The following is a 17,941-nucleotide window of genomic DNA, read 5'->3' as shown; positions in this document are numbered from 1 at the left end:
AGAACTAGAGTGGCAATGGTCATTCTGGAGAACTAAATTATGCTTGTATCTTATAAATGGTTAAAAGAATTGGTGGACATTGATGTGCCATCGCAAGAGTTGGCTGAAAAAATGTCAACTACAGGGATCGAGGTAGAAGGTGTCGAATCACCGGCTGCTGGTCTCTCAAAAATTGTCGTCGGTGAGGTCTTGTCCTGCGAAGATGTGCCAGAAACTCACCTCCATGTTTGTCAGGTTAACGTTGGCGAAGAAGAAGCCCGTCAAATCGTCTGTGGTGCACCGAATGTGCGTGCTGGTATCAAGGTTATGGTGGCTCTTCCAGGAGCTCGCATTGCTGACAATTACAAGATCAAAAAAGGGAAAATCCGCGGTCTTGAGTCACTTGGAATGATCTGTTCACTTGGTGAATTGGGAATTTCTGACTCAGTTGTGCCTAAGGAATTCGCAGATGGCATCCAAATCTTGCCAGAAAATGCCGTTCCTGGGGATGAAGTCTTCTCATATCTAGACTTGGATGATGAAATCATCGAACTGTCTATCACACCAAACCGTGCAGACGCTCTTTCTATGCGTGGGGTAGCTCACGAAGTGGCAGCCATCTATGATAAGGCAGTCAACTTTAAAGAATTTACTCTTTCAGAAACTGACCAAGCTGCAGCAGATGCTCTTTCTGTGGGCATTGAGACAGACAAGGCGCCTTACTATGCAGCTCGTATCTTGGACAATGTTACTATCGCACCAAGTCCACAATGGTTGCAAAACCTTCTTATGAATGAAGGTATCCGTCCTATTAACAACGTGGTGGACGTGACAAACTACATCCTGCTCTACTTTGGTCAGCCAATGCATGCCTTTGACTTGGATACCTTTGAAGGAACTGACATCCGTGTGCGTGAAGCGCGTGCTGGTGAAAAATTAGTGACCTTGGATGGTGAAGAACGTGACTTGGAAACAAATGACCTAGTCATCACTGTCGCGGACAAGCCAGTAGCCCTTGCAGGTGTTATGGGTGGTCAAGCAACAGAAATCTCTGAAAAATCTAGTCGTGTTGTCCTTGAAGCTGCTGTTTTCAATGGAAAATCTATCCGTAAGACTAGTGGTCGCCTCAACCTTCGTTCTGAGTCATCTTCTCGCTTTGAAAAAGGCATTAATGTGGCAACAGTTAATGAAGCCCTTGATGCGGCAGCTAGCATGATTGCAGAACTTGCAGGTGCGACGGTGCGTAAAGGTATCGTTTCAGCGGGTGAGCTTGATACCTCTGATGTGGAAGTTTCTTCAACTCTTGCTGATGTTAACCGTGTCCTTGGTACAGAACTTTCTTACGCGGATGTAGAAGACGTCTTCCGTCGTCTTGGCTTTGGTCTTTCTGGAAATGCAGACAGCTTTACAGTCAGCGTACCACGTCGTCGTTGGGATATCACAATAGAAGCAGATCTCTTTGAAGAAATCGCTCGTATCTATGGTTATGACCGCTTGCCAACTAGTCTACCAAAAGACGATGGGACAGCTGGTGAATTGACAGCGACACAAAAACTTCGACGTCAAGTTCGTACCATTGCTGAAGGAGCAGGTTTGACAGAAATTATCACCTACGCTCTAACAACTCCTGAAAAAGCAGTTGAGTTTACGGCTCAACCAAGTAACCTTACAGAACTCATGTGGCCAATGACAGTGGACCGCTCTGTCCTCCGTCAAAATATGATTTCAGGTATCCTTGATACGGTGGCTTATAACGTAGCTCGTAAGAACAAAAACTTGGCCCTTTACGAGATTGGAAAAGTCTTTGAACAAACAGGTAATCCAAAAGAAGAACTTCCAAATGAGATCAACAGTTTTGCCTTTGCCTTGACAGGCTTGGTTGCTGAAAAAGACTTCCAAACAGCAGCAGTTCCAGTTGATTTCTTCTATGCTAAAGGAATCCTTGAAGCCCTCTTTGCTCGTTTGGGACTAGAAGTGATCTATACAGCTACAGCTGAAATTGAAAGCCTCCACCCAGGTCGTACAGCTATGATTTCACTCGGTGACCAAGTTCTTGGTTTCCTTGGTCAAGTGCATCCAGTCACTGCCAAGGCTTACGATATTCCAGAAACTTATGTAGCTGAGCTCAACCTTTCAGCCATCGAAGTAGCCCTTCAACCTGCTACTCCATTTGTAGAAATTACTAAATTCCCAGCAGTCAGCCGTGACGTTGCCCTTCTCCTCAAGGCAGAAGTGACTCACCAAGAAGTTGTGGACGCTATCCAAGCTGCCGGTGTGAAACGTTTGACAGATATCAAACTCTTTGACGTCTTCTCAGGTGAGAAATTGGGACTTGGTATGAAGTCAATGGCTTATAGCTTGACCTTCCAAAATCCGGAAGATAGCTTAACGGACGAAGAAGTCGCACGCTATATGGAAAAAGTCCAAGCTTCTCTCGAAGAAAAAGTGAATGCAGAAGTGCGTTAACTCATCAATCCATCCTTCGGGGTGGATTTTTGCTTTTCAAATAACAATTCAGGATCAAAAATAGACAGTTGAGGAACAGAGAAGATAAATTGGAGTTTACACTGTATAATGTACTCATAACTCAAAGTACCCCAAGATTTTTTACTAAAATGAGAATGATAAAAATGGACAGAAATCATTGTAAAGGCTATCAAAAAGGAGTATAATGAGTGCAAGACATTTCGGAGGTGAAATATGCTAGAAGTAAGAAGTCTAGAGAAAAGTTTTGGATCCAAACAAGTTTTGTTTGGTATTGACTTTCAAGCGCGACCAGGTCGTATTTTAGGACTAGTCGGGAAAAATGGTGCTGGGAAGACAACAATTTTCCACAGTATTTTGAAGTTTTTAGAATATCAAGGAGAAATCAGTCTAGATGGTCAGGGTATTCGTCAAGAGACCTACGCTCGGATTGGCTATCTGCCTGAAGAACGCAGTCTCATGCCTAAATTGACAGTCCTTGAACAAGTTCGTTACTTGGCGACTCTAAAGGGCATGGATGCTAAGGAAATCAAGGAAAAACTCCCTCAATGGATGAAGAAGTTGGAAGTGAAAGGGAAGCTGACTGATAAAATCAAGAGTCTGTCAAAAGGGAATCAGCAGAAGATTCAGCTCATTATTACTCTGATTCATGAGCCAGACTTGATTATCTTGGATGAGCCTTTCAGTGGATTGGACCCAGTCAATACAGAATTGCTCAAGCAAGTTATTTTTCAGGAAAAAGAGCGCGGAGCAACCATTATCTTTTCTGATCATGTCATGACCAACGTCGAGGAGCTTTGTGACGATATTCTCATGATTCGAGATGGACGTGTGGTCTTGCATGGACCGGTACAGGATGTCCGCAATCAATACGGGAAAACGCGTCTCTTTGTTTCAAGTGAACGAAGCAAGGAAGAATTGGAAAATCTTCCTCATGTCAAGCAGGTGAGTTTGACCAAACAAGGCAGTTGGAAATTGATCTTAGAGGATGAGAGCGCTGGAAGGGAACTCTTCCCAATCTTGACTCAGGGGCAATACATCGCAACCTTTGACCAGCAAGCGCCAACAATTGATGAAATCTTTAAACTAGAATCAGGGGTGGAAGTATGAGAAATATGTGGGTTGTAATCAAGGAAACCTATCTTCGACACATCAAGTCGTGGAGTTTCTTCTTTATGGTGATTTCACCATTCTTGTTTATCGGTCTATCTGGGGGAATTGGCTACCTCCAAGGGTCTTCTATGGCCAAGAATAGTAAGATAGCAGTAGTAACAACTGTGCCATCTGTGGAAGATGGGCTCAAGGGTACCAATGGTATCAACTTTGATTATCAGGATGAAGCCAGTGCCCAAGCTGCTATCAAAGATGAGAAAATCAAGGGTTACCTAACCATTGACCAAGAGGACAGCGTCCTCAAGGCCGTCTATCATGGTGAAACTTCTCTTGAAACAGGCATCAAGCTAGCAGTAACTAATAAGCTCAACGAACTGCAATACCAACTCAATCGCTCGGCGGCTAATTTGTCTCAAGAACAGGAAAAACGCCTGAGTCAAACCGTTGATTTTACTGAGAAGATTGATGAATCTAAGGAAAACAAAAAAATTGTTCAAACCATTGCGGCCGCAGGGCTTGGTTTCTTCCTTTATATGATTTTGATTACCTATGCTAGTGTCACTGCTCAGGAAGTGGCTAGCGAGAAAGGAACCAAAATTATGGAGGTGGTCTTCTCTAGTATCCGAGCTAGTCATTATTTCTACGCTCGCATGCTGGCTCTGCTTCTTGTGATTTTGACCCATATTGGCATTTACGTCGTGGGTGGACTTGCTGCCATTCTTCTCTTTAAAGACCTACCAATCTTGGCACAATCTGGTATTTTAAATCATATAGGAGAAGCTTTCTCGCTCAACACCTTATTGTTTGTCTTGGTTAGCCTCTTTATGTACGTTGTTTTAGCAGCCTTCCTAGGTTCTATGGTTTCTCGTCCTGAGGACTCAGGAAAAGCCTTGTCGCCTTTGATGATTTTGATTATAGGTGGTTTTTTTGGAGTGACAGCTCTAGGTGCAGCTGGTGACAATCTCATCTTGAAGATTGGTTCATATATTCCCTTTATTTCGACTTTCTTCATGCCGTTTAGAGCTATTAATGGTTATGCAAATGGGTTAGAAGCATGGATTTCGCTTGCTATTACGATTGCTTTTGCAGTAACAGCAACAATCTTTATCGGGCGTATGTATGCTAGTCTCGTTCTGCAAACAGATGATTTAGGTCCTTGGAAAACCTTTAAACGTGCCTTATCTTATAAATAGAAGAGCCTCGCGAAAGCGAGGTTTTTTAGAGATAAAAAGAGTGGAATTCAGAAAAATATTTTTCATATCTATTGACTTTTAGGGGTGAAATTTGGTATTATAGTAGGCGGTATTGTTTACCCCATTTGAAAGGCCCCGGAACCTTCCAAATACTTTTCGATGGGAAGGAACACCCATCACCGTAAACAAAAATCGAACTATATATAGGAGAAATCATGAACAAAACAACATTTATGGCTAAACCAGGCCAAGTTGAACGTAAATGGTACGTAGTTGACGCAACTGATGTACCACTTGGACGTCTTTCTGCAGTAGTTGCTAGCGTACTTCGCGGAAAAAACAAACCAACATTTACACCACACACTGATACAGGTGATTTTGTGATTGTTATCAATGCTGAAAAAGTTAAATTGACTGGTAAAAAAGCAACTGATAAAATCTACTACACTCACTCAAACCACCCAGGTGGATTGAAACAAATCTCTGCAGGTGAACTTCGTTCTAAAAATGCAGTACGTTTGATCGAGAAATCAGTTAAAGGTATGCTTCCACACAATACTCTTGGACGCGCTCAAGGTATGAAGTTGAAAGTATTTGTTGGAGCTGAGCACACTCACGCTGCACAACAACCAGAAGTTCTTGATATTTCAGGACTTATCTAAGGAAAGGAACAATAAAGTATGTCACAAGCACAATATGCAGGTACTGGACGTCGTAAAAACGCTGTTGCACGCGTTCGCCTTGTTCCAGGAACTGGTAAAATCACTGTTAACAAAAAAGATGTTGAAGAGTACATCCCACACGCTGACCTTCGTCTTGTAATCAACCAACCATTCGCGGTTACTTCAACTGCAGGTTCATACGACGTTTTCGTTAACGTTGTAGGTGGTGGATACGCTGGTCAATCAGGAGCTATCCGTCACGGTATCGCTCGTGCCCTTCTTCAAGTAGACCCAGACTTCCGCGATTCATTGAAACGCGCAGGACTTCTTACACGTGACTCACGTAAAGTTGAACGTAAGAAACCAGGTCTTAAGAAAGCTCGTAAAGCATCACAATTCTCAAAACGTTAATCAATACGATTATATCAACGTTTCAAAGCACTTTGCAAAAATTTTGCAAAGTGCTTTTTTGTCGATTTTTGAGCTCAAATAGCTTTGTGATAACCTTCTGATAACCTCTTCTAAATTTTTAAAATCATGATTTATTTTGCTTTATTGAGATAGTCTGCAAATTTGTCAATAGAGTTTTTCTCACCAGTTTTTGTGGTGTGAGTATAGACATCTAATGTCACCTGACTGCTTGCATGACCGAGACGTTTTGATGTATTAGAAGGATCGATTCCAATTTCAGACATAAGTGTTGCATGTGTATGTCTAAACCCATGTGGGCTAATTGGTTTTAATTTATGCTTTTTAATAATTCGATTCAGTACGTTATTAATGTAATCAGCATGCAAAGGTTCAATTTTGTCATTACTTGATATGTAAGAGAACATATATTCATCACTAATATTCAGCTTTGTAAGAGGAAGCTGAGATTGTTCTTTCAGATAGAAATTTCTCCATTGCTTAATAATATCGATTGTCTCATCATCAAGATAGATTGTACGAACTGAAGATTCATTCTTCGTGCTCTTTTCAATCGCTTTACCGTCAATTCTTCCTAGACTTTTATCTATGTTCAATAGATTGCTGTCAAAGTTAATATCAGCCCATTTTAAAGCGTATAACTCCCCTTTTCGTAGTCCACTAAATGCAAGCAGTCTAAATAAAGCAAAATGTTTAAATGGCTCAGTTTCTTTCACTATATCAAGGAAATGATGTAATTCCTCCAGAGACCAAAAATTATCTGATCTAGTTTTTTTGATTTTAGGCATGATAACATTCTTCATTGGATTTCGATCAATGTAGTTCATGTTGATTGCAAAATCAAAAATTTTTGAGGTATAGGATTTTATCTGTTTGATATTTTTGAAAGTCTGAGATTTTTGTGTAATAAAGTTTTGACAGTCTAAAGGACTGATTTGGTCAATAAATTTATCGCCAAATATTGGTAGAATATGTATTCGATAGATATTCTTAGTTTGGGAAGAAGTTGTTTCTTCAACGGTACCAACATAGGCCTTAAACCATTCTTGATAAAGTTCTTTATAAGTGACTTGGGGGTTAGGTTTGTCGGTACTTACTGTGGGGGCAACGACACCAGCTTCTAAACGAGCTTCGTACAATTTTGCCTCTTTTTTGGTTTTGAACCCTCTCTTTAAGTGCCTTTTTTTCTTTCCATAAGCATCTAAGCCAATGTAAAAGCTGACATAGTATAGAATTCCTTTATTTGTTTTGTATTTGTGTATAGACATTTTTTCTCCGTATCTAAGTTTTCGGAGCTTATGTAATTGAGAAATGAGTGTCTATCTATTTTTTCTATCTTCTTGTCGGATAGCGTATTCGTCTGTTTTAATCCAGCTCTGCCAAACTTTAGAATCTTTATTTTGGTGATTCATATAGTCTATAAACTCAGACATAAAACGTTTGTTTTTCTCAGCTAGGTATTCTGAGAATATGTGACGAAATTCATCTGAAAAACTATCATCAAGTGGCAGTGTTAATGCCCTTTCGCCAAATTCGATACTTTTCTTTAATTTCTCCATATCGCTTTTAAAAGGTGTTACAGAACCAATTTTAGATGTTTTGAAACTATCTGTAACAATTTTAAGATTTGATGGAGCGTGTGGGTTGCTATCAAGTCCCATAATGTAAGCGACGGAAACATTAAAGTATTTTGCTAATTTTTCAGCATTGTCTTTTTTAGGTTTGCGGATTCCTTGATTGTATCCAGAAAGTGTAGGATAGGCTATATTTGTAGCTTCGCTAATTTCTGTCAATTTTTTTCCGCTATTTTCTATCAGTTTAGTAATATGATTCGTCATAAGAACCTCCTTTTTATCATTATAACACATTTTATTCTTTTTGAATAAAAAAGCTTGACAAAAATTCAAAAAGGATATATAATTCAAAATGAATAACAAATTAAATGGTTTCGGAGCTTATTTAATTTAGAAATGAGGTGTGAATTTATGTCGGAAACTACTTTAGTTGTCCAGCTTCCTAAAGAATTAGAGAAGCAATTACGTGCTCACTATGATGAGATGATTTCAAATGCTGTAGCAAGAGTATTTGAAGATAAAGAACTTTATAAACCTATGGTTCGTATGTCAGGTTTGTCTAGGTGGTTAGATGTATCTACGACAACAATCCAAAAATGGACGAAAGAAGGAATGCCAACCATGGTGATTGATGGAGTGACTTTATACGATAAAAGAGCAGTAACACGATGGTTGAAGCAATATGAAAGATAGGTACTCGTATGAATGGTGTTCAGTGGATCAAGATAACAACAGATATATTTGATGATGAAAAAATTCAGCTAATAGAATCAATGCCAGAAGGAGATACTCTTATTGTAATATGGTTTAAAATTCTGGTGCTTGCAGGAAAGCAAAATAATAGTGGCATATTAAGTCTAGGGAACAAGGTTTATTACACAGAAGAGATGCTTTCAACAGTGTTTAGGCGAAAGGCTACATCTGTAAAATTAGCTCTCAGCATGTTTGAAGAATTTGGCATGATAGAAATCATAGATGGCGCTATTACCATTCCAAAATGGGAGAAACATCAGAATATAGATGGACTAGAAAAGATTAGAAAACAAACTAGGGAACGTGTTGCTCGTCATAGACAAAAACAAAAAGCACTAATTACAGGCGAGCCACAACTCGTTTTAGACTGTAACGTTACAGTAACGGATGAAAATGATAATGTAACGCAAGAGATTAAGAACAAGAGTAAGAATAAGAAAGAGATTGAGAATATACTGGATAATAGTTCTAGAAAGCCTGAAACTTATATTCCACCCAAATATTATTCTTTGTTAGAATCCATTTCTTATAAGTACAATGATAGATTTTTGTATCCTAACAATTACACTTTAACACATGCTCAGAAGATGAAGATAGGCGAGTATTTGGCTAGTGGGTATGTAACTAGTGATGAAGTCATTAGCATGATTGAACGGATTCCTGAGGATGCGACGTCTCCTTTGGCGTATTTATTTAAGTCTATAGAGAATTTAAAGCAGGAACGTATGCTGGAGTGCAAAGCTATTGCCCATGAAAATGCCCGAAAGAAGTATATGATAAATGAGTAGATATAGGACTGTTCTAAAGAAATGTTACATCACTGAGGAGCAAAATGAAATAGTGAATAACTTGATTGAAATGACAAATCATCTAAGTTTTTCCTCTTATGCCAGAAAAATGTTATTTAAGAGCTCGCCTATTTATCTTCAATTTGATTTTGAATCTTATCATGACTTTATATTTCAAGTTAGAAGAATTATCAATAACTTACGTCAGTTAGAAAGAATAGCAGAACAAAGTGAGGATTTGGATAATGTAAGGATATTTCACTACTGCGTTGAGCTGATGATAGAATATGAAAAGAAGACAAGTAAACAAGTGAAAGAACTTGTAAAACGACTAAATAAGAAAACGAGGTGATAGGACCATGAGAATAAAATCTGTGTTGAAACAGGTGTTTTTGACGGAAGAAGAAAATAAAAAATTAAATGATTGTATGAGGAAGGAAAATATTCGTAATTTTTCTGAGTTTGCTAGACAAAAATTAATACGAACAGATTTGAACATCCAAAAAGTCTCTTTTGAAGGTTTAGTTCCTTTAACAGAAGAGTTGGAACAAGTCGGAAAGAATATCAATTCTATAGCCCGTCTTGCAACTGTAGTTGGGAGAATAAGCTATGAAAACAAAATGGATATGTCTATTTTGATGCAAAAAATAGTTGATGTGATGGAGGAAAAAGATGTTTATTTTCAAAAGTAATATGGATAAGGATTTTGATCAGATATGTGAATACATATTGAAATTAAAGCGAGCAGAATTATTTCTTCATGGAATTAAACAACAAGATAAAACGAAGGCTCGTTTGTATCATGCGATGCTGGAATACTATGATGCTAACCATAAAAAAGAAAGACATATGAGAATTTTAAAATAAGGAAACGCTGTTAAAAATTTTGCAGCGTTTTTTTATATATCTTCTTAAAATATTTGTACACACAAATGACAGTCAAATTGATTTTTGGGATTATTTTATCGAGAAGGAAAGATTTCTCATAATATGACTTTGCGAGCTCAGAGTCTGTATACACACACTCCCAAAATCATCCTAAAATTTGTATACACAAAGTGTATGTACTTTTTGGGATGATTTGAATTTTGGGGAATCCCCAAACCCCTGATGAATTATACGAGCAAAAAAATTTGGGAGTAAGTTTTAGAAAGAACTATTCTAAAGTATTTAAAATCTGACTTTAAGTAAATTTTTTATTATGTGACTATTAGCCTGTCTCACTCCGCTAGGTGCGAGACAAAAAAATACCCGCTATGCGGGTGTGTACTGACCCCCAAAAGTTAGACAGAAAAAATCTAACTTTTGGGGTCAGTACAAAAGCGTTTTTATTGTATAAAGAATATCAAATAGTTTGAGGGTTTTACTTGTCGCTGTATTTCTTCACTATCCTTTTTGTAATACTCCTGCTTTGTTCCTGAAATATCTACAGTGAATACGTCATCCTTGAAGGTATAATTCTCTTTTCGGTTTATGATATTAGAGCCAGTCGGTTCGATTGTTGCACTGTCTTTATCAATTGTAAAGGTGTCGGCCTCTCCTTTGTTGCTATTTCCTTTGTTACCTGAAATGGTAAAGGCAACTTCATTTCTACTCTCGTTTATTCAACGGTATTCGCCATCTAAAGAATTGCTTGATTGGTTAGAGCATGCAATTAATAAAATTGTAGATAGAGACACTAAAAGTAATGTGATAAATCTTTTCATTTACATACTTTTTATTTCTATATTATATTAAAGAAACATTACATAAGTAAGACAGTAATTTTTTAGGTTGATCTCTTTCTTTCGGGAAAATCATTATGTTTCGGAAAGTCAAGATTTTGTTATTATTTATGATATACTGGTACCGTAATTATATCCTTACAGAGGTTAAGTAAGGGTTTCAGTACACGTCAATAGATGTCAAAATATTGATTTTAAGCGATTTCTGATTTTTGGAAACTCATTATATCGCACTACAAATCAATAAAAACTGTACCTTTTTTAGATAAATATATTATCTGGATATTGAAGTTAAGCCCTGCTGTCATTTCGATGGCAGGGCTTTTTAATATTTGGTACACTAACTTCTTATCTATATTTTGGTGGATTTTAAGTTGACATCTACAAAGTTTAATGTTAGAATACATTCAAAAATATATTTGAATGAGGTATTTTATGATTCAAAATGTTGTTACTTCAATAATCCTGTATTCTGGGACAGCCGTAGACTTACTTATTATCCTAATGTTATTTTTTGCCAAAAGAAAAAGCAGAAAAGACATCATTAACATCTATTTAGGACAATTTCTAGGCTCTGTTAGTCTAATATTGCTAAGTTTGCTTTTTGCATTTGTCTTAAATTATATTCCTAGTAAAGAGATTTTAGGTTTACTCGGTTTGATTCCAATTTTCCTAGGTCTCAAAGTTTTGCTTTTAGGAGATTCTGATGGAGAAGCTATTGCCAAAGAAGGTTTGCGCAAAGATAATAAAAACCTGATATTTCTAGTCGCTATGATTACTTTTGCAAGTTGTGGTGCTGACAATATTGGTGTCTTTGTTCCATATTTTACTACCTTAAATTTAGCAAATTTGATAGTAGCTTTACTTACCTTTCTAGTCATGATTTATCTCTTGGTTTTTTCTGCCCAAAAATTGGCACAAGTCTCTTCTGTTGGAGAAATTTTGGAAAAATATAGCAGATGGTTTATTGCCGTTGTTTATTTAGGATTGGGGATATATATCCTGATTGAAAATAACAGTTTTGACATACTATGGACTATATTAGGCTAGGAGAAAATATTATGAAAAAAGATAGTATCTGCCAAGTGAATGTTATAAATCAGCAAAATATTACAACCGCAACGAACTACCTTGAAAAGGAAAAAGTCCAAAAATCACTTCGCATTTTAACAAAATTTACCGATAATAAACAGATAAATATCATCTTCTATCTTCTTGCTGTTGAAGAACTCTGTGTCTGTGATATAGCCTGTTTACTAAATCTCAGTATGGCATCTACTTCCCACCATCTTCGTAAACTAGCCAATCAAAACATCTTGGGCACTAGAAGAGAGGGGAAAATTATATATTATTTTATAAAAGATGAGGAAATCAGGGATTTTTTTAATCAACTAGGATAACAACTATTTTTACTACTTTTCCATGATTCTAGGGAGCTACTCTATGAAATTTTTTGATGAAAATTACTCACAAGAAATAATATATAGAACTGTTTAAATATCTTCAGTATAGAAAAAGAAATTGTCCAGGCACGAAGAAACTGTATATTTGTTGCTAAACTGTACATCATCTTTATGATACAGTATTTCGTATTTCTCAACTACATAAGCTCCGAAAACTAAAATGTGATAACCCTTTGATAACCTCTCGATTTTCAAAAGGATTATATATGTAAATATTGAGGATTTATCTCTTAAAATTACTTGATTTTAGTGATAATTTACCATAAATATCATAATGTAGAAAAAACCAGGTCTTAAGAAAGCTCGTAAAGCATCACAATTTAGTAAACGTTAATTCGAGAGAATTACTATACTTACAAAGAGCACCTTTCGGGGTGTTCTTTTTGTACTTTCTTACTAAATTGGGGCAATTGACACAGTTGTTGCGACTTTAGTCGCTTACAAATGTGGCTGCAATCTGACGAGGTCAGTTGCCTCAAAACGTTAATCAATGCTATTATATCAACGTTTACAGACATTCAAGAATTTTCTCTTGGATGTCTTTTTTGATAAAAACTCAAGAATTTCCAACATTGATTTTTACAGCAGAAACATGAAATATTTTTAATACATATTTTTAAAAATGCTCGATCTTATTTTTAGTATAAAAATTATAATATCTTTTGCTGAATATTTACTAAAGTGATAGTCAAAATACAAAACTACTCTCAAAAAGTGAGATTAAAAGTCTCATTTTTTGAGAGTAGTTTGTTGATATAAAAATAAAATTTATTTGATATAGGAGAGTATATTAATTTCAAAGTATACTATACCTTATTTCTCTATATAATTACAAACATTATTAATCTGTTCGTGAATTTCTGTACCAAATTTTTTTCAAAAAATGCACTTCCGATTGTAAATGCCCAAGGATTTGCCTCAATGACTTTATCTAAACGTTCATAACTATCAACACTTCCAGCTAAACAAACGGGAGCCTCTATAGCTTGAACAAAAGCATTGTTTAGTTTGACAGGATCACCTGTATATCGGTACCCTAGCAAGTCAAATCCGTAAACTCCTTTTGCTAGATATTCCTTTGCTTCAGAAATCATGTCCTCGATAGAACCTTCTAGAATAGATGGGCGATTAGTAATTTGTCCAACAAATGGCATGTATTTCATGTTGTTTTCTTTGCAGAATTGATTGATTGAATCAAAGTAGACAGTCCCCATTAAAACATCGCATCCGCATTCTTTTGCAATTCGTGCACCTTGAAGACCATTCTCTTCATCGTATTCCACAACTTCAAGAAAAGTAGTTTTACCGTAAGATTTCATTTCTGAAAATAAAGACTTCATTTCCGAAATTGGAAGTGGTTTTTCTTTAAATCCCCAAAATTCGGCTTTGGTGTTCTTACATGATTCGAAGATTTCTCGTGCATTTTCAATTGTGTGATCATTATGCGTCAGCATAACAATTAATTTAGGTGAGTTCATAAATGTTCCTTTTGATGTTAATTCTAATTTCTTTTTCTTAAAAATAAAAGTACTTAGGTCACTGTCTAATCATTTCTTTAGGAATGAGTTTCGGATCGTACATGACTTTTGAATGATTTTTCAAAATAAGCTCTTTTTCCAAAGATTGTTCAGTAATTCTATCAAGTTTTTCACGATAAATCATGGAGTTGCGATAGTAATAATTGCCTTCTTTTTTGAAATGATGGTTTTCTTCAACTATCTGATAAGTGAACGGAAATTGTGATTCACTTCTTAATTCCCCGAAGAGAATCTCATTTTCAGTCCATGTTCTCAATTGAATAAGTTGGTCAGTATTATTTTTAAAACGATAGTCCTGATGATTATACTGTACAGAAGTTCCATTCGCAAATGGTTTCCGAGTCCCCTTATCAGGGTCTAATGCATCAGAGTGAGAATGAAATTCTGTAATTTCCATAGGACTATGAACAATTAAAAGATGAAGCAAGTTAGCTAAATTACATAGCCCTCCGCCAATACCAGGTTCTACTTTCTCATTAATAATAACTCGCCCTTCCTGGTATCCTTTTTTCTTCGTTGTATTACCAACTAAACTCCAAAAAGAAAATTCCTCCCCTGGATGGATGATAATGTTATTTAGAGTTTTACTAGCAATCTGTATGTTGGTAGCTTTTCCTTTTTGAAGATTAATATCAATTCCAGGACCATGTTTTATCAGTTGAGTTGAATATGATGAAACTAAGTTAGGTAATATCTTTTCTTGACGAATCTTAGAGAATTTTTTTCCTTGTTTAAAGTTTTGTATATGTCGTTTTAGATTTTCTTTTTTTAAAGAGATTTTATATGTTGTAGGACTAATTTCACAAAATAATAGATCCTTATTCCAAAAAACCATGTTGTTTCTCCTTTTTGATCACATCTAAATTTTTATTTTTTTGTCTCAAAAATGGGTAAGTATGAAGTATTAATTTTTCAACCCATCGTTTTTTACCAATTCCGCCTTCTTTAGGATCATATAAAAAATCAACTAAGATAGTGGAGATATTTGCACGACTAGCTCCGAGCACATCTGTAAAAAGTTGATCTCCAATCATAACTGTTTCAAATGGTTTTAGCTGCATCATGTCAAGAGCTTTTTTAAAGTTCTTAGGATTTGGTTTGTCAGAAAGAGGAATAAAAGGCACAGATAAGTGTTGATTAAATTCTGATATTCTTTCTTCGTCGTTGTTTGACAAAAGAAAAATTTGAAAACCAATGGCTTTGAGATTTTGAAATAGTTCAATAACTTGTTCTGTAGCGGGGGCGCCATGCATCACAAGAGTTTGATCGATATCAAAAATTAATCCTTTAAAACCAAGTTGATATAATCTTTGATAGGGGATATCAAAAACAGTTTTTGCTCGTGCTGCTGGCATGAATGGAAACATATTGTGTAAAGCCTTTCATTGAATATATATCAATAATTCTAGCACATATATAGAACAAGGTCAACAGTACTATATCTGTTTGAGAGTGATGTGATTAATATTCAATTTTTAAAAAATTATATAAAATTGTTTTATAGTAGATGTTGTTTTAAAATACTTTTAACTGCTTCAACAAGAGCATCTTCTGGAAAGACAGTGGTAGAAGCAGGTGTAATAACGTGGAAGGCTCCGTGAGTTTCACTATTTAGAATATGTCTTTGGTACTTTCCTTCTTTACCAAATACATAACGAGGAGCATTCCCTAATTTTTCGTAGTAGGCTGGACCGATAAATTCTGGTTTCATTTTTAAAGTTTCTGGGATCATAAGTTTTTTCCTTTCTGATTGTAAAATAAAAAGAGTTAAGCTGGTAGCTTCACTCTTGAGTAGTAGTGAGTAGAGAGTTTACGTTTAAACATTCTAGTATAGAATGCCACTTCAGCATGAGAAAATCCAGTGATGAGTGATTTCTTTGCTAAAGAATCTAAATCATTCAAAGCTTGAGCGTATAGCTGTGCGGTTAGCTTATCAGATGAACTGAATATTCTATAAGTAAAAGTGTAATTATCGTAAAGTCGTTTACATTGTAGTGCGAAAAAAGTTTGTCATATCATTCTCCGTTATTGTAATAAGTAAAAAAGCTACTAAGTGAAAAAAGGAAAGAACTTAGTAGCTTGAGAGTAGATCTATCTTATTAGATAGACTGCAGTAAAGAAAAGTTATTTGGTTGGAAAAATCCCTCTTTCCACGGTGGCAACGTTTAGCAAGGTGCTTTGCATGAATTACCACCGCTTTCCCAGCCAATCTAAATAGGTAGTCATTATCATACCCATTGGGTTCTCTTACGCCCTTTGGCGAAGCCAGTTCACTTTACTATTCGGAAAAGTGCGAAAGTCCGAAATGCGTGGAAGCCCACAAAAATGTTTTATATCTTCACTTCAACCATTTAGGGACTTGACTTTTCTTTCCAAAACGTTTACAATAAAGTTACGAAGTTTAGTGTAGTTTTGGCAATCAGTCCTCTGGTTGTCAGACGCACTTTTTATTTAATTGTTAATGAGCTCAATTAGTAGGGGCTATTATTTAGATTTCTAATATCGCTATCAGCAATATCTACGCTTTATCGCCTAAAGCGATATTTATCAAGAGGTTTTTATAATTTTTTAAAAAATTGAAGAGGAATAACGATGCTGTTTGCAGAGCGCTTAAAAGAATTACGAAAAGAAGCTCACCTGACTCAAGTTGAGCTGGCAAAACAATTAGGAATTGGGCAGTCTTCCTATGCTGATTGGGAGGGAGGTAAGAAAAATCCAACCCAAGAAAATTTGCTAAAAATCGCTAATCTTTTTGATGTGCCAGTTGATTATCTAGTTGGAAACTCAGAAGAAAAATCTGATGAATTAGACAATATTGAATTGCTTTTTCGCATGAATTCAAAAGGTTTGACTGATGAAGAAAAAGAAATCTTCAAAAATGAATTAATTGAATTTATGGAAGAACGTAAGAAGGCTTTTAATAAAAGAATATAATGAACTAGAATTGTGAATTAAAAGTGGTCTAACCAATGGTGCAACATTCTAAAAATATTCGTGTCAGTGTAGTGACTATTTTCTGACAAAAAAGTGTGGTACCTATGCTTTTATAACATGATTTGAATGATGGAAAAGATTACATGATTTCTATAAATTATGAAAGAGAGGAACTAGGATATTATAAACGATATTTTCAATAGTGTAATTAAAAATGGTGGTCTTTTTGCAATAATTTTCTCTGTAATCGTAGGACCTTTTTTATTACATTTTTTAAAGGATAAATACAATAAACGCAAAAAAATTACGATTGAGGCTGAAGAAATATACAATGTAAATAGTTTTACTGGTGTACCAGAACTAGTGGATGATTCCACGAATCAATATTCAAATCTAATTTATAATAAAGTTACAGTAAAGACTATAAATCCAGAAGTAATATCATCAATTGCCCTTAATAGAATAAGAAAAGAAACAAATAATCTTGCAGACATAAGGTATGATGGTGGTCTTTATAAAGATAAACAAAAGTACTTGTTAATTGCTTATAATAATGGTAATCAGATAGGAGAGACTGGCAATATTAATATTACTGTCTCGGCAATTAAGAAAGGTACAAGGGATAAGGTTAGACTTGATTCGTTTATCTCAATCAGTTCAACGTTATCTCCTGGTGCAGTAATAAGCCAACATAACATTGATTTACTTGAGTACAAGGACATATTTGAAAATAATGAAGAGTATATTTCTATAGAGATTCAGTTTGAAGACCATAAAAATCAAATTCCTAAAGGTGTAGGATTATATAATAGAGATACTGGTCACTTTGAAACTTGCCTAGGTGCTGCTCCAGGACCGTCTATTCAAGAGGTTCCTTTCTTTAATTTAAGCAAAACTACGAAAAAGGAAGAAAGACCTTGTTCTCAACATATTGAAAATATTTCAGATATTTATTTTACGGTATTTGTTGAGGAAAGTTGTGTCCTTTCTTATATAGTAGAGTTGAAAAGTAAAAGCAATAAAATAAAAAGTAAATATAGACATACTATTAAAATAAGAATTCCAAATTATAAACAAGAAAAAACATGTATGTATGGTTATTTTTATTGTTTAATAAGAGATCATAATCCAGATTTACTTGACTTTAACTATTCTTTGGATACAGTAAAAGATTTACAAAAAGACCTTGTATTTGATAAATATGAAGCAGCGCAAAAATATGCTAAAGTAACATTTGATATTTAGACTATGAAGTTTATAGTGAATAATTGACTATATAAATTATTATTTAGTGGACATCTGTCCGC

At 35.5% G+C, this 17,941-nt stretch carries 19 protein-coding genes and 2 pseudogenes; 13 read left to right on the top strand and 8 right to left on the bottom strand.

Annotation, left to right across the window (positions count from 1 at the left end; genetic code table 11):
• Nucleotides 1-39 precede the first annotated feature (39 nt).
• The 5 genes from pheT to rpsI all read left to right on the top strand — a co-directional run bounded on the left by pheT (nt 40) and on the right by rpsI (nt 5,842).
• Complete coding sequence (gene pheT, locus HMPREF2628_RS02715; RefSeq protein ID WP_070842258.1) at nt 40-2,445, top strand: phenylalanine--tRNA ligase subunit beta; 2,406 nt, start codon at nt 40-42, stop codon at nt 2,443-2,445.
• A gap of 234 nt (nt 2,446-2,679) precedes the next feature.
• On the top strand, nt 2,680-3,573 hold the full coding sequence (locus HMPREF2628_RS02710) for an ABC transporter ATP-binding protein (RefSeq protein WP_070842257.1): 894 nt from the start codon (nt 2,680-2,682) through the stop codon (nt 3,571-3,573).
• Nucleotides 3,570-4,769 carry an ABC transporter permease gene (locus HMPREF2628_RS02705; RefSeq protein WP_070842256.1) on the top strand — a complete coding sequence of 400 codons (1,200 nt, stop codon included), beginning with the start codon at nt 3,570-3,572 and terminating at the stop codon, nt 4,767-4,769. Before HMPREF2628_RS02710 ends, HMPREF2628_RS02705 begins: the two co-directional genes overlap by 4 nt.
• Before the next feature lie 215 nt (nt 4,770-4,984).
• Entirely contained in the window at nt 4,985-5,431 is a 447-nt protein-coding gene (gene rplM / locus HMPREF2628_RS02700; RefSeq protein ID WP_001044624.1) for a 50S ribosomal protein L13, read from the top strand.
• 18 nt (nt 5,432-5,449) lie between these two features.
• Nucleotides 5,450-5,842 carry a 30S ribosomal protein S9 gene (gene rpsI / locus HMPREF2628_RS02695; RefSeq protein ID WP_000075964.1) on the top strand — a complete coding sequence of 131 codons (393 nt, stop codon included), beginning with the start codon at nt 5,450-5,452 and terminating at the stop codon, nt 5,840-5,842.
• 131 nt (nt 5,843-5,973) lie between these two features.
• Here rpsI and HMPREF2628_RS02690 read toward each other — a convergent pair whose 3' ends face one another.
• Nucleotides 5,974-7,128, bottom strand: coding sequence for a site-specific integrase (locus tag HMPREF2628_RS02690; RefSeq protein ID WP_070842255.1), 1,155 nt, complete (start codon nt 7,126-7,128; stop codon nt 5,974-5,976).
• 51 nt (nt 7,129-7,179) lie between these two features.
• Nucleotides 7,180-7,698: a helix-turn-helix domain-containing protein gene (locus HMPREF2628_RS02685; protein ID WP_000181350.1), complete on the bottom strand. Its 519-nt coding sequence runs from the start codon at nt 7,696-7,698 to the stop codon at nt 7,180-7,182.
• Between the two features lie 147 nt (nt 7,699-7,845).
• Here HMPREF2628_RS02685 and HMPREF2628_RS02680 point away from each other — a divergent pair, with 147 nt between their 5' ends.
• The 4 genes from HMPREF2628_RS02680 (at nt 7,846) to HMPREF2628_RS02660 (ending at nt 9,842) form a co-directional block, all read left to right on the top strand.
• The gene (locus HMPREF2628_RS02680) at nt 7,846-8,127 is read left to right on the top strand and encodes a hypothetical protein (RefSeq protein ID WP_000005472.1); all 282 of its coding nucleotides are present in this window, start codon (nt 7,846-7,848) and stop codon (nt 8,125-8,127) included.
• Between the two features lie 8 nt (nt 8,128-8,135).
• Nucleotides 8,136-8,975: a phage replisome organizer N-terminal domain-containing protein gene (locus tag HMPREF2628_RS02675; RefSeq protein WP_070842254.1), complete on the top strand. Its 840-nt coding sequence runs from the start codon at nt 8,136-8,138 to the stop codon at nt 8,973-8,975.
• 359 nt (nt 8,976-9,334) lie between these two features.
• Nucleotides 9,335-9,667: a hypothetical protein gene (locus HMPREF2628_RS02665; RefSeq protein WP_001220782.1), complete on the top strand. Its 333-nt coding sequence runs from the start codon at nt 9,335-9,337 to the stop codon at nt 9,665-9,667.
• Nucleotides 9,648-9,842, top strand: coding sequence for a hypothetical protein (locus tag HMPREF2628_RS02660; protein WP_000469564.1), 195 nt, complete (start codon nt 9,648-9,650; stop codon nt 9,840-9,842). The genes HMPREF2628_RS02665 and HMPREF2628_RS02660 overlap by 20 nt, the downstream gene beginning before the upstream one ends.
• A gap of 461 nt (nt 9,843-10,303) precedes the next feature.
• Here the strand turns inward: HMPREF2628_RS02660 and HMPREF2628_RS11255 are convergent.
• Both HMPREF2628_RS11255 and HMPREF2628_RS11040 read right to left on the bottom strand, forming a co-directional pair.
• Nucleotides 10,304-10,681, bottom strand: a pseudogene (locus HMPREF2628_RS11255) (hypothetical protein).
• A 251-nt stretch (nt 10,682-10,932) separates the two neighbouring features.
• Nucleotides 10,933-11,106: a FanG protein gene (locus HMPREF2628_RS11040; protein ID WP_071788300.1), complete on the bottom strand. Its 174-nt coding sequence runs from the start codon at nt 11,104-11,106 to the stop codon at nt 10,933-10,935.
• A gap of 28 nt (nt 11,107-11,134) precedes the next feature.
• Here HMPREF2628_RS11040 and HMPREF2628_RS02655 point away from each other — a divergent pair, with 28 nt between their 5' ends.
• On the top strand, nt 11,135-11,749 hold the full coding sequence (locus tag HMPREF2628_RS02655) for a CadD family cadmium resistance transporter (protein WP_000615750.1): 615 nt from the start codon (nt 11,135-11,137) through the stop codon (nt 11,747-11,749).
• Nucleotides 11,750-11,760: 11 nt separating this feature from the next.
• Nucleotides 11,761-12,099, top strand: coding sequence for a Cd(II)/Zn(II)-sensing metalloregulatory transcriptional regulator CadX (gene cadX, locus HMPREF2628_RS02650; RefSeq protein ID WP_000711088.1), 339 nt, complete (start codon nt 11,761-11,763; stop codon nt 12,097-12,099).
• Between the two features lie 884 nt (nt 12,100-12,983).
• Here cadX and HMPREF2628_RS02645 read toward each other — a convergent pair.
• From HMPREF2628_RS02645 to HMPREF2628_RS02630, 4 genes and pseudogenes are all read right to left on the bottom strand, one after another.
• Nucleotides 12,984-13,640 (bottom strand): beta/alpha barrel domain-containing protein, encoded by a 657-nt coding sequence (locus tag HMPREF2628_RS02645; protein WP_257375272.1) that lies wholly within the window; start codon nt 13,638-13,640, stop codon nt 12,984-12,986.
• Between the two features lie 58 nt (nt 13,641-13,698).
• Nucleotides 13,699-14,535, bottom strand: coding sequence for a VanW family protein (locus HMPREF2628_RS02640; protein ID WP_070842253.1), 837 nt, complete (start codon nt 14,533-14,535; stop codon nt 13,699-13,701).
• Complete coding sequence (locus tag HMPREF2628_RS02635; protein ID WP_049509859.1) at nt 14,519-15,067, bottom strand: YqeG family HAD IIIA-type phosphatase; 549 nt, start codon at nt 15,065-15,067, stop codon at nt 14,519-14,521. The genes HMPREF2628_RS02640 and HMPREF2628_RS02635 overlap by 17 nt, the downstream gene beginning before the upstream one ends.
• Nucleotides 15,068-15,219: 152 nt before the next feature.
• A pseudogene (locus tag HMPREF2628_RS02630) lies at nt 15,220-15,432 on the bottom strand (cytoplasmic protein); the annotation flags it as partial.
• Between the two features lie 860 nt (nt 15,433-16,292).
• Here HMPREF2628_RS02630 and HMPREF2628_RS02625 point away from each other — a divergent pair.
• Nucleotides 16,293-16,634: a helix-turn-helix domain-containing protein gene (locus HMPREF2628_RS02625; protein WP_049486644.1), complete on the top strand. Its 342-nt coding sequence runs from the start codon at nt 16,293-16,295 to the stop codon at nt 16,632-16,634.
• A gap of 363 nt (nt 16,635-16,997) precedes the next feature.
• The gene (locus tag HMPREF2628_RS02620; protein WP_070842252.1) at nt 16,998-17,879 is read left to right on the top strand and encodes a hypothetical protein; all 882 of its coding nucleotides are present in this window, start codon (nt 16,998-17,000) and stop codon (nt 17,877-17,879) included.
• Nucleotides 17,880-17,941 lie beyond the last annotated feature (62 nt).

Origin of the sequence: Streptococcus sp. HMSC063B03, assembly GCF_001836965.1 — a bacterium.
Taxonomy (GTDB): Bacteria; Bacillota; Bacilli; order Lactobacillales; family Streptococcaceae; genus Streptococcus; species Streptococcus pneumoniae_F.
The sequence above is the reverse complement of the archived record's forward strand: the minus strand, read 5'-3'. Positions and strand labels throughout refer to the sequence as shown.

Coding starts and splice junctions, on each gene's coding strand:
- HMPREF2628_RS02675 (WP_070842254.1), top strand. CDS start 8,136: ATGAATGGTGTTCAGTGGATCAAGATAACAACAGATATATTTGATGAT.
- pheT (WP_070842258.1), top strand. CDS start 40: ATGCTTGTATCTTATAAATGGTTAAAAGAATTGGTGGACATTGATGTG.
- HMPREF2628_RS02685 (WP_000181350.1), bottom strand. CDS start 7,698: ATGACGAATCATATTACTAAACTGATAGAAAATAGCGGAAAAAAATTG.
- HMPREF2628_RS02710 (WP_070842257.1), top strand. CDS start 2,680: ATGCTAGAAGTAAGAAGTCTAGAGAAAAGTTTTGGATCCAAACAAGTT.
- HMPREF2628_RS02660 (WP_000469564.1), top strand. CDS start 9,648: ATGTTTATTTTCAAAAGTAATATGGATAAGGATTTTGATCAGATATGT.
- HMPREF2628_RS02665 (WP_001220782.1), top strand. CDS start 9,335: ATGAGAATAAAATCTGTGTTGAAACAGGTGTTTTTGACGGAAGAAGAA.
- HMPREF2628_RS11040 (WP_071788300.1), bottom strand. CDS start 11,106: ATGTATTCTAACATTAAACTTTGTAGATGTCAACTTAAAATCCACCAA.
- rplM (WP_001044624.1), top strand. CDS start 4,985: ATGAACAAAACAACATTTATGGCTAAACCAGGCCAAGTTGAACGTAAA.
- HMPREF2628_RS02645 (WP_257375272.1), bottom strand. CDS start 13,640: ATGAACTCACCTAAATTAATTGTTATGCTGACGCATAATGATCACACA.
- HMPREF2628_RS02655 (WP_000615750.1), top strand. CDS start 11,135: ATGATTCAAAATGTTGTTACTTCAATAATCCTGTATTCTGGGACAGCC.
- HMPREF2628_RS02690 (WP_070842255.1), bottom strand. CDS start 7,128: ATGTCTATACACAAATACAAAACAAATAAAGGAATTCTATACTATGTC.
- HMPREF2628_RS02635 (WP_049509859.1), bottom strand. CDS start 15,067: ATGTTTCCATTCATGCCAGCAGCACGAGCAAAAACTGTTTTTGATATC.
- HMPREF2628_RS02705 (WP_070842256.1), top strand. CDS start 3,570: ATGAGAAATATGTGGGTTGTAATCAAGGAAACCTATCTTCGACACATC.
- rpsI (WP_000075964.1), top strand. CDS start 5,450: ATGTCACAAGCACAATATGCAGGTACTGGACGTCGTAAAAACGCTGTT.
- cadX (WP_000711088.1), top strand. CDS start 11,761: ATGAAAAAAGATAGTATCTGCCAAGTGAATGTTATAAATCAGCAAAAT.
- HMPREF2628_RS02640 (WP_070842253.1), bottom strand. CDS start 14,535: ATGGTTTTTTGGAATAAGGATCTATTATTTTGTGAAATTAGTCCTACA.
- HMPREF2628_RS02625 (WP_049486644.1), top strand. CDS start 16,293: ATGCTGTTTGCAGAGCGCTTAAAAGAATTACGAAAAGAAGCTCACCTG.
- HMPREF2628_RS02680 (WP_000005472.1), top strand. CDS start 7,846: ATGTCGGAAACTACTTTAGTTGTCCAGCTTCCTAAAGAATTAGAGAAG.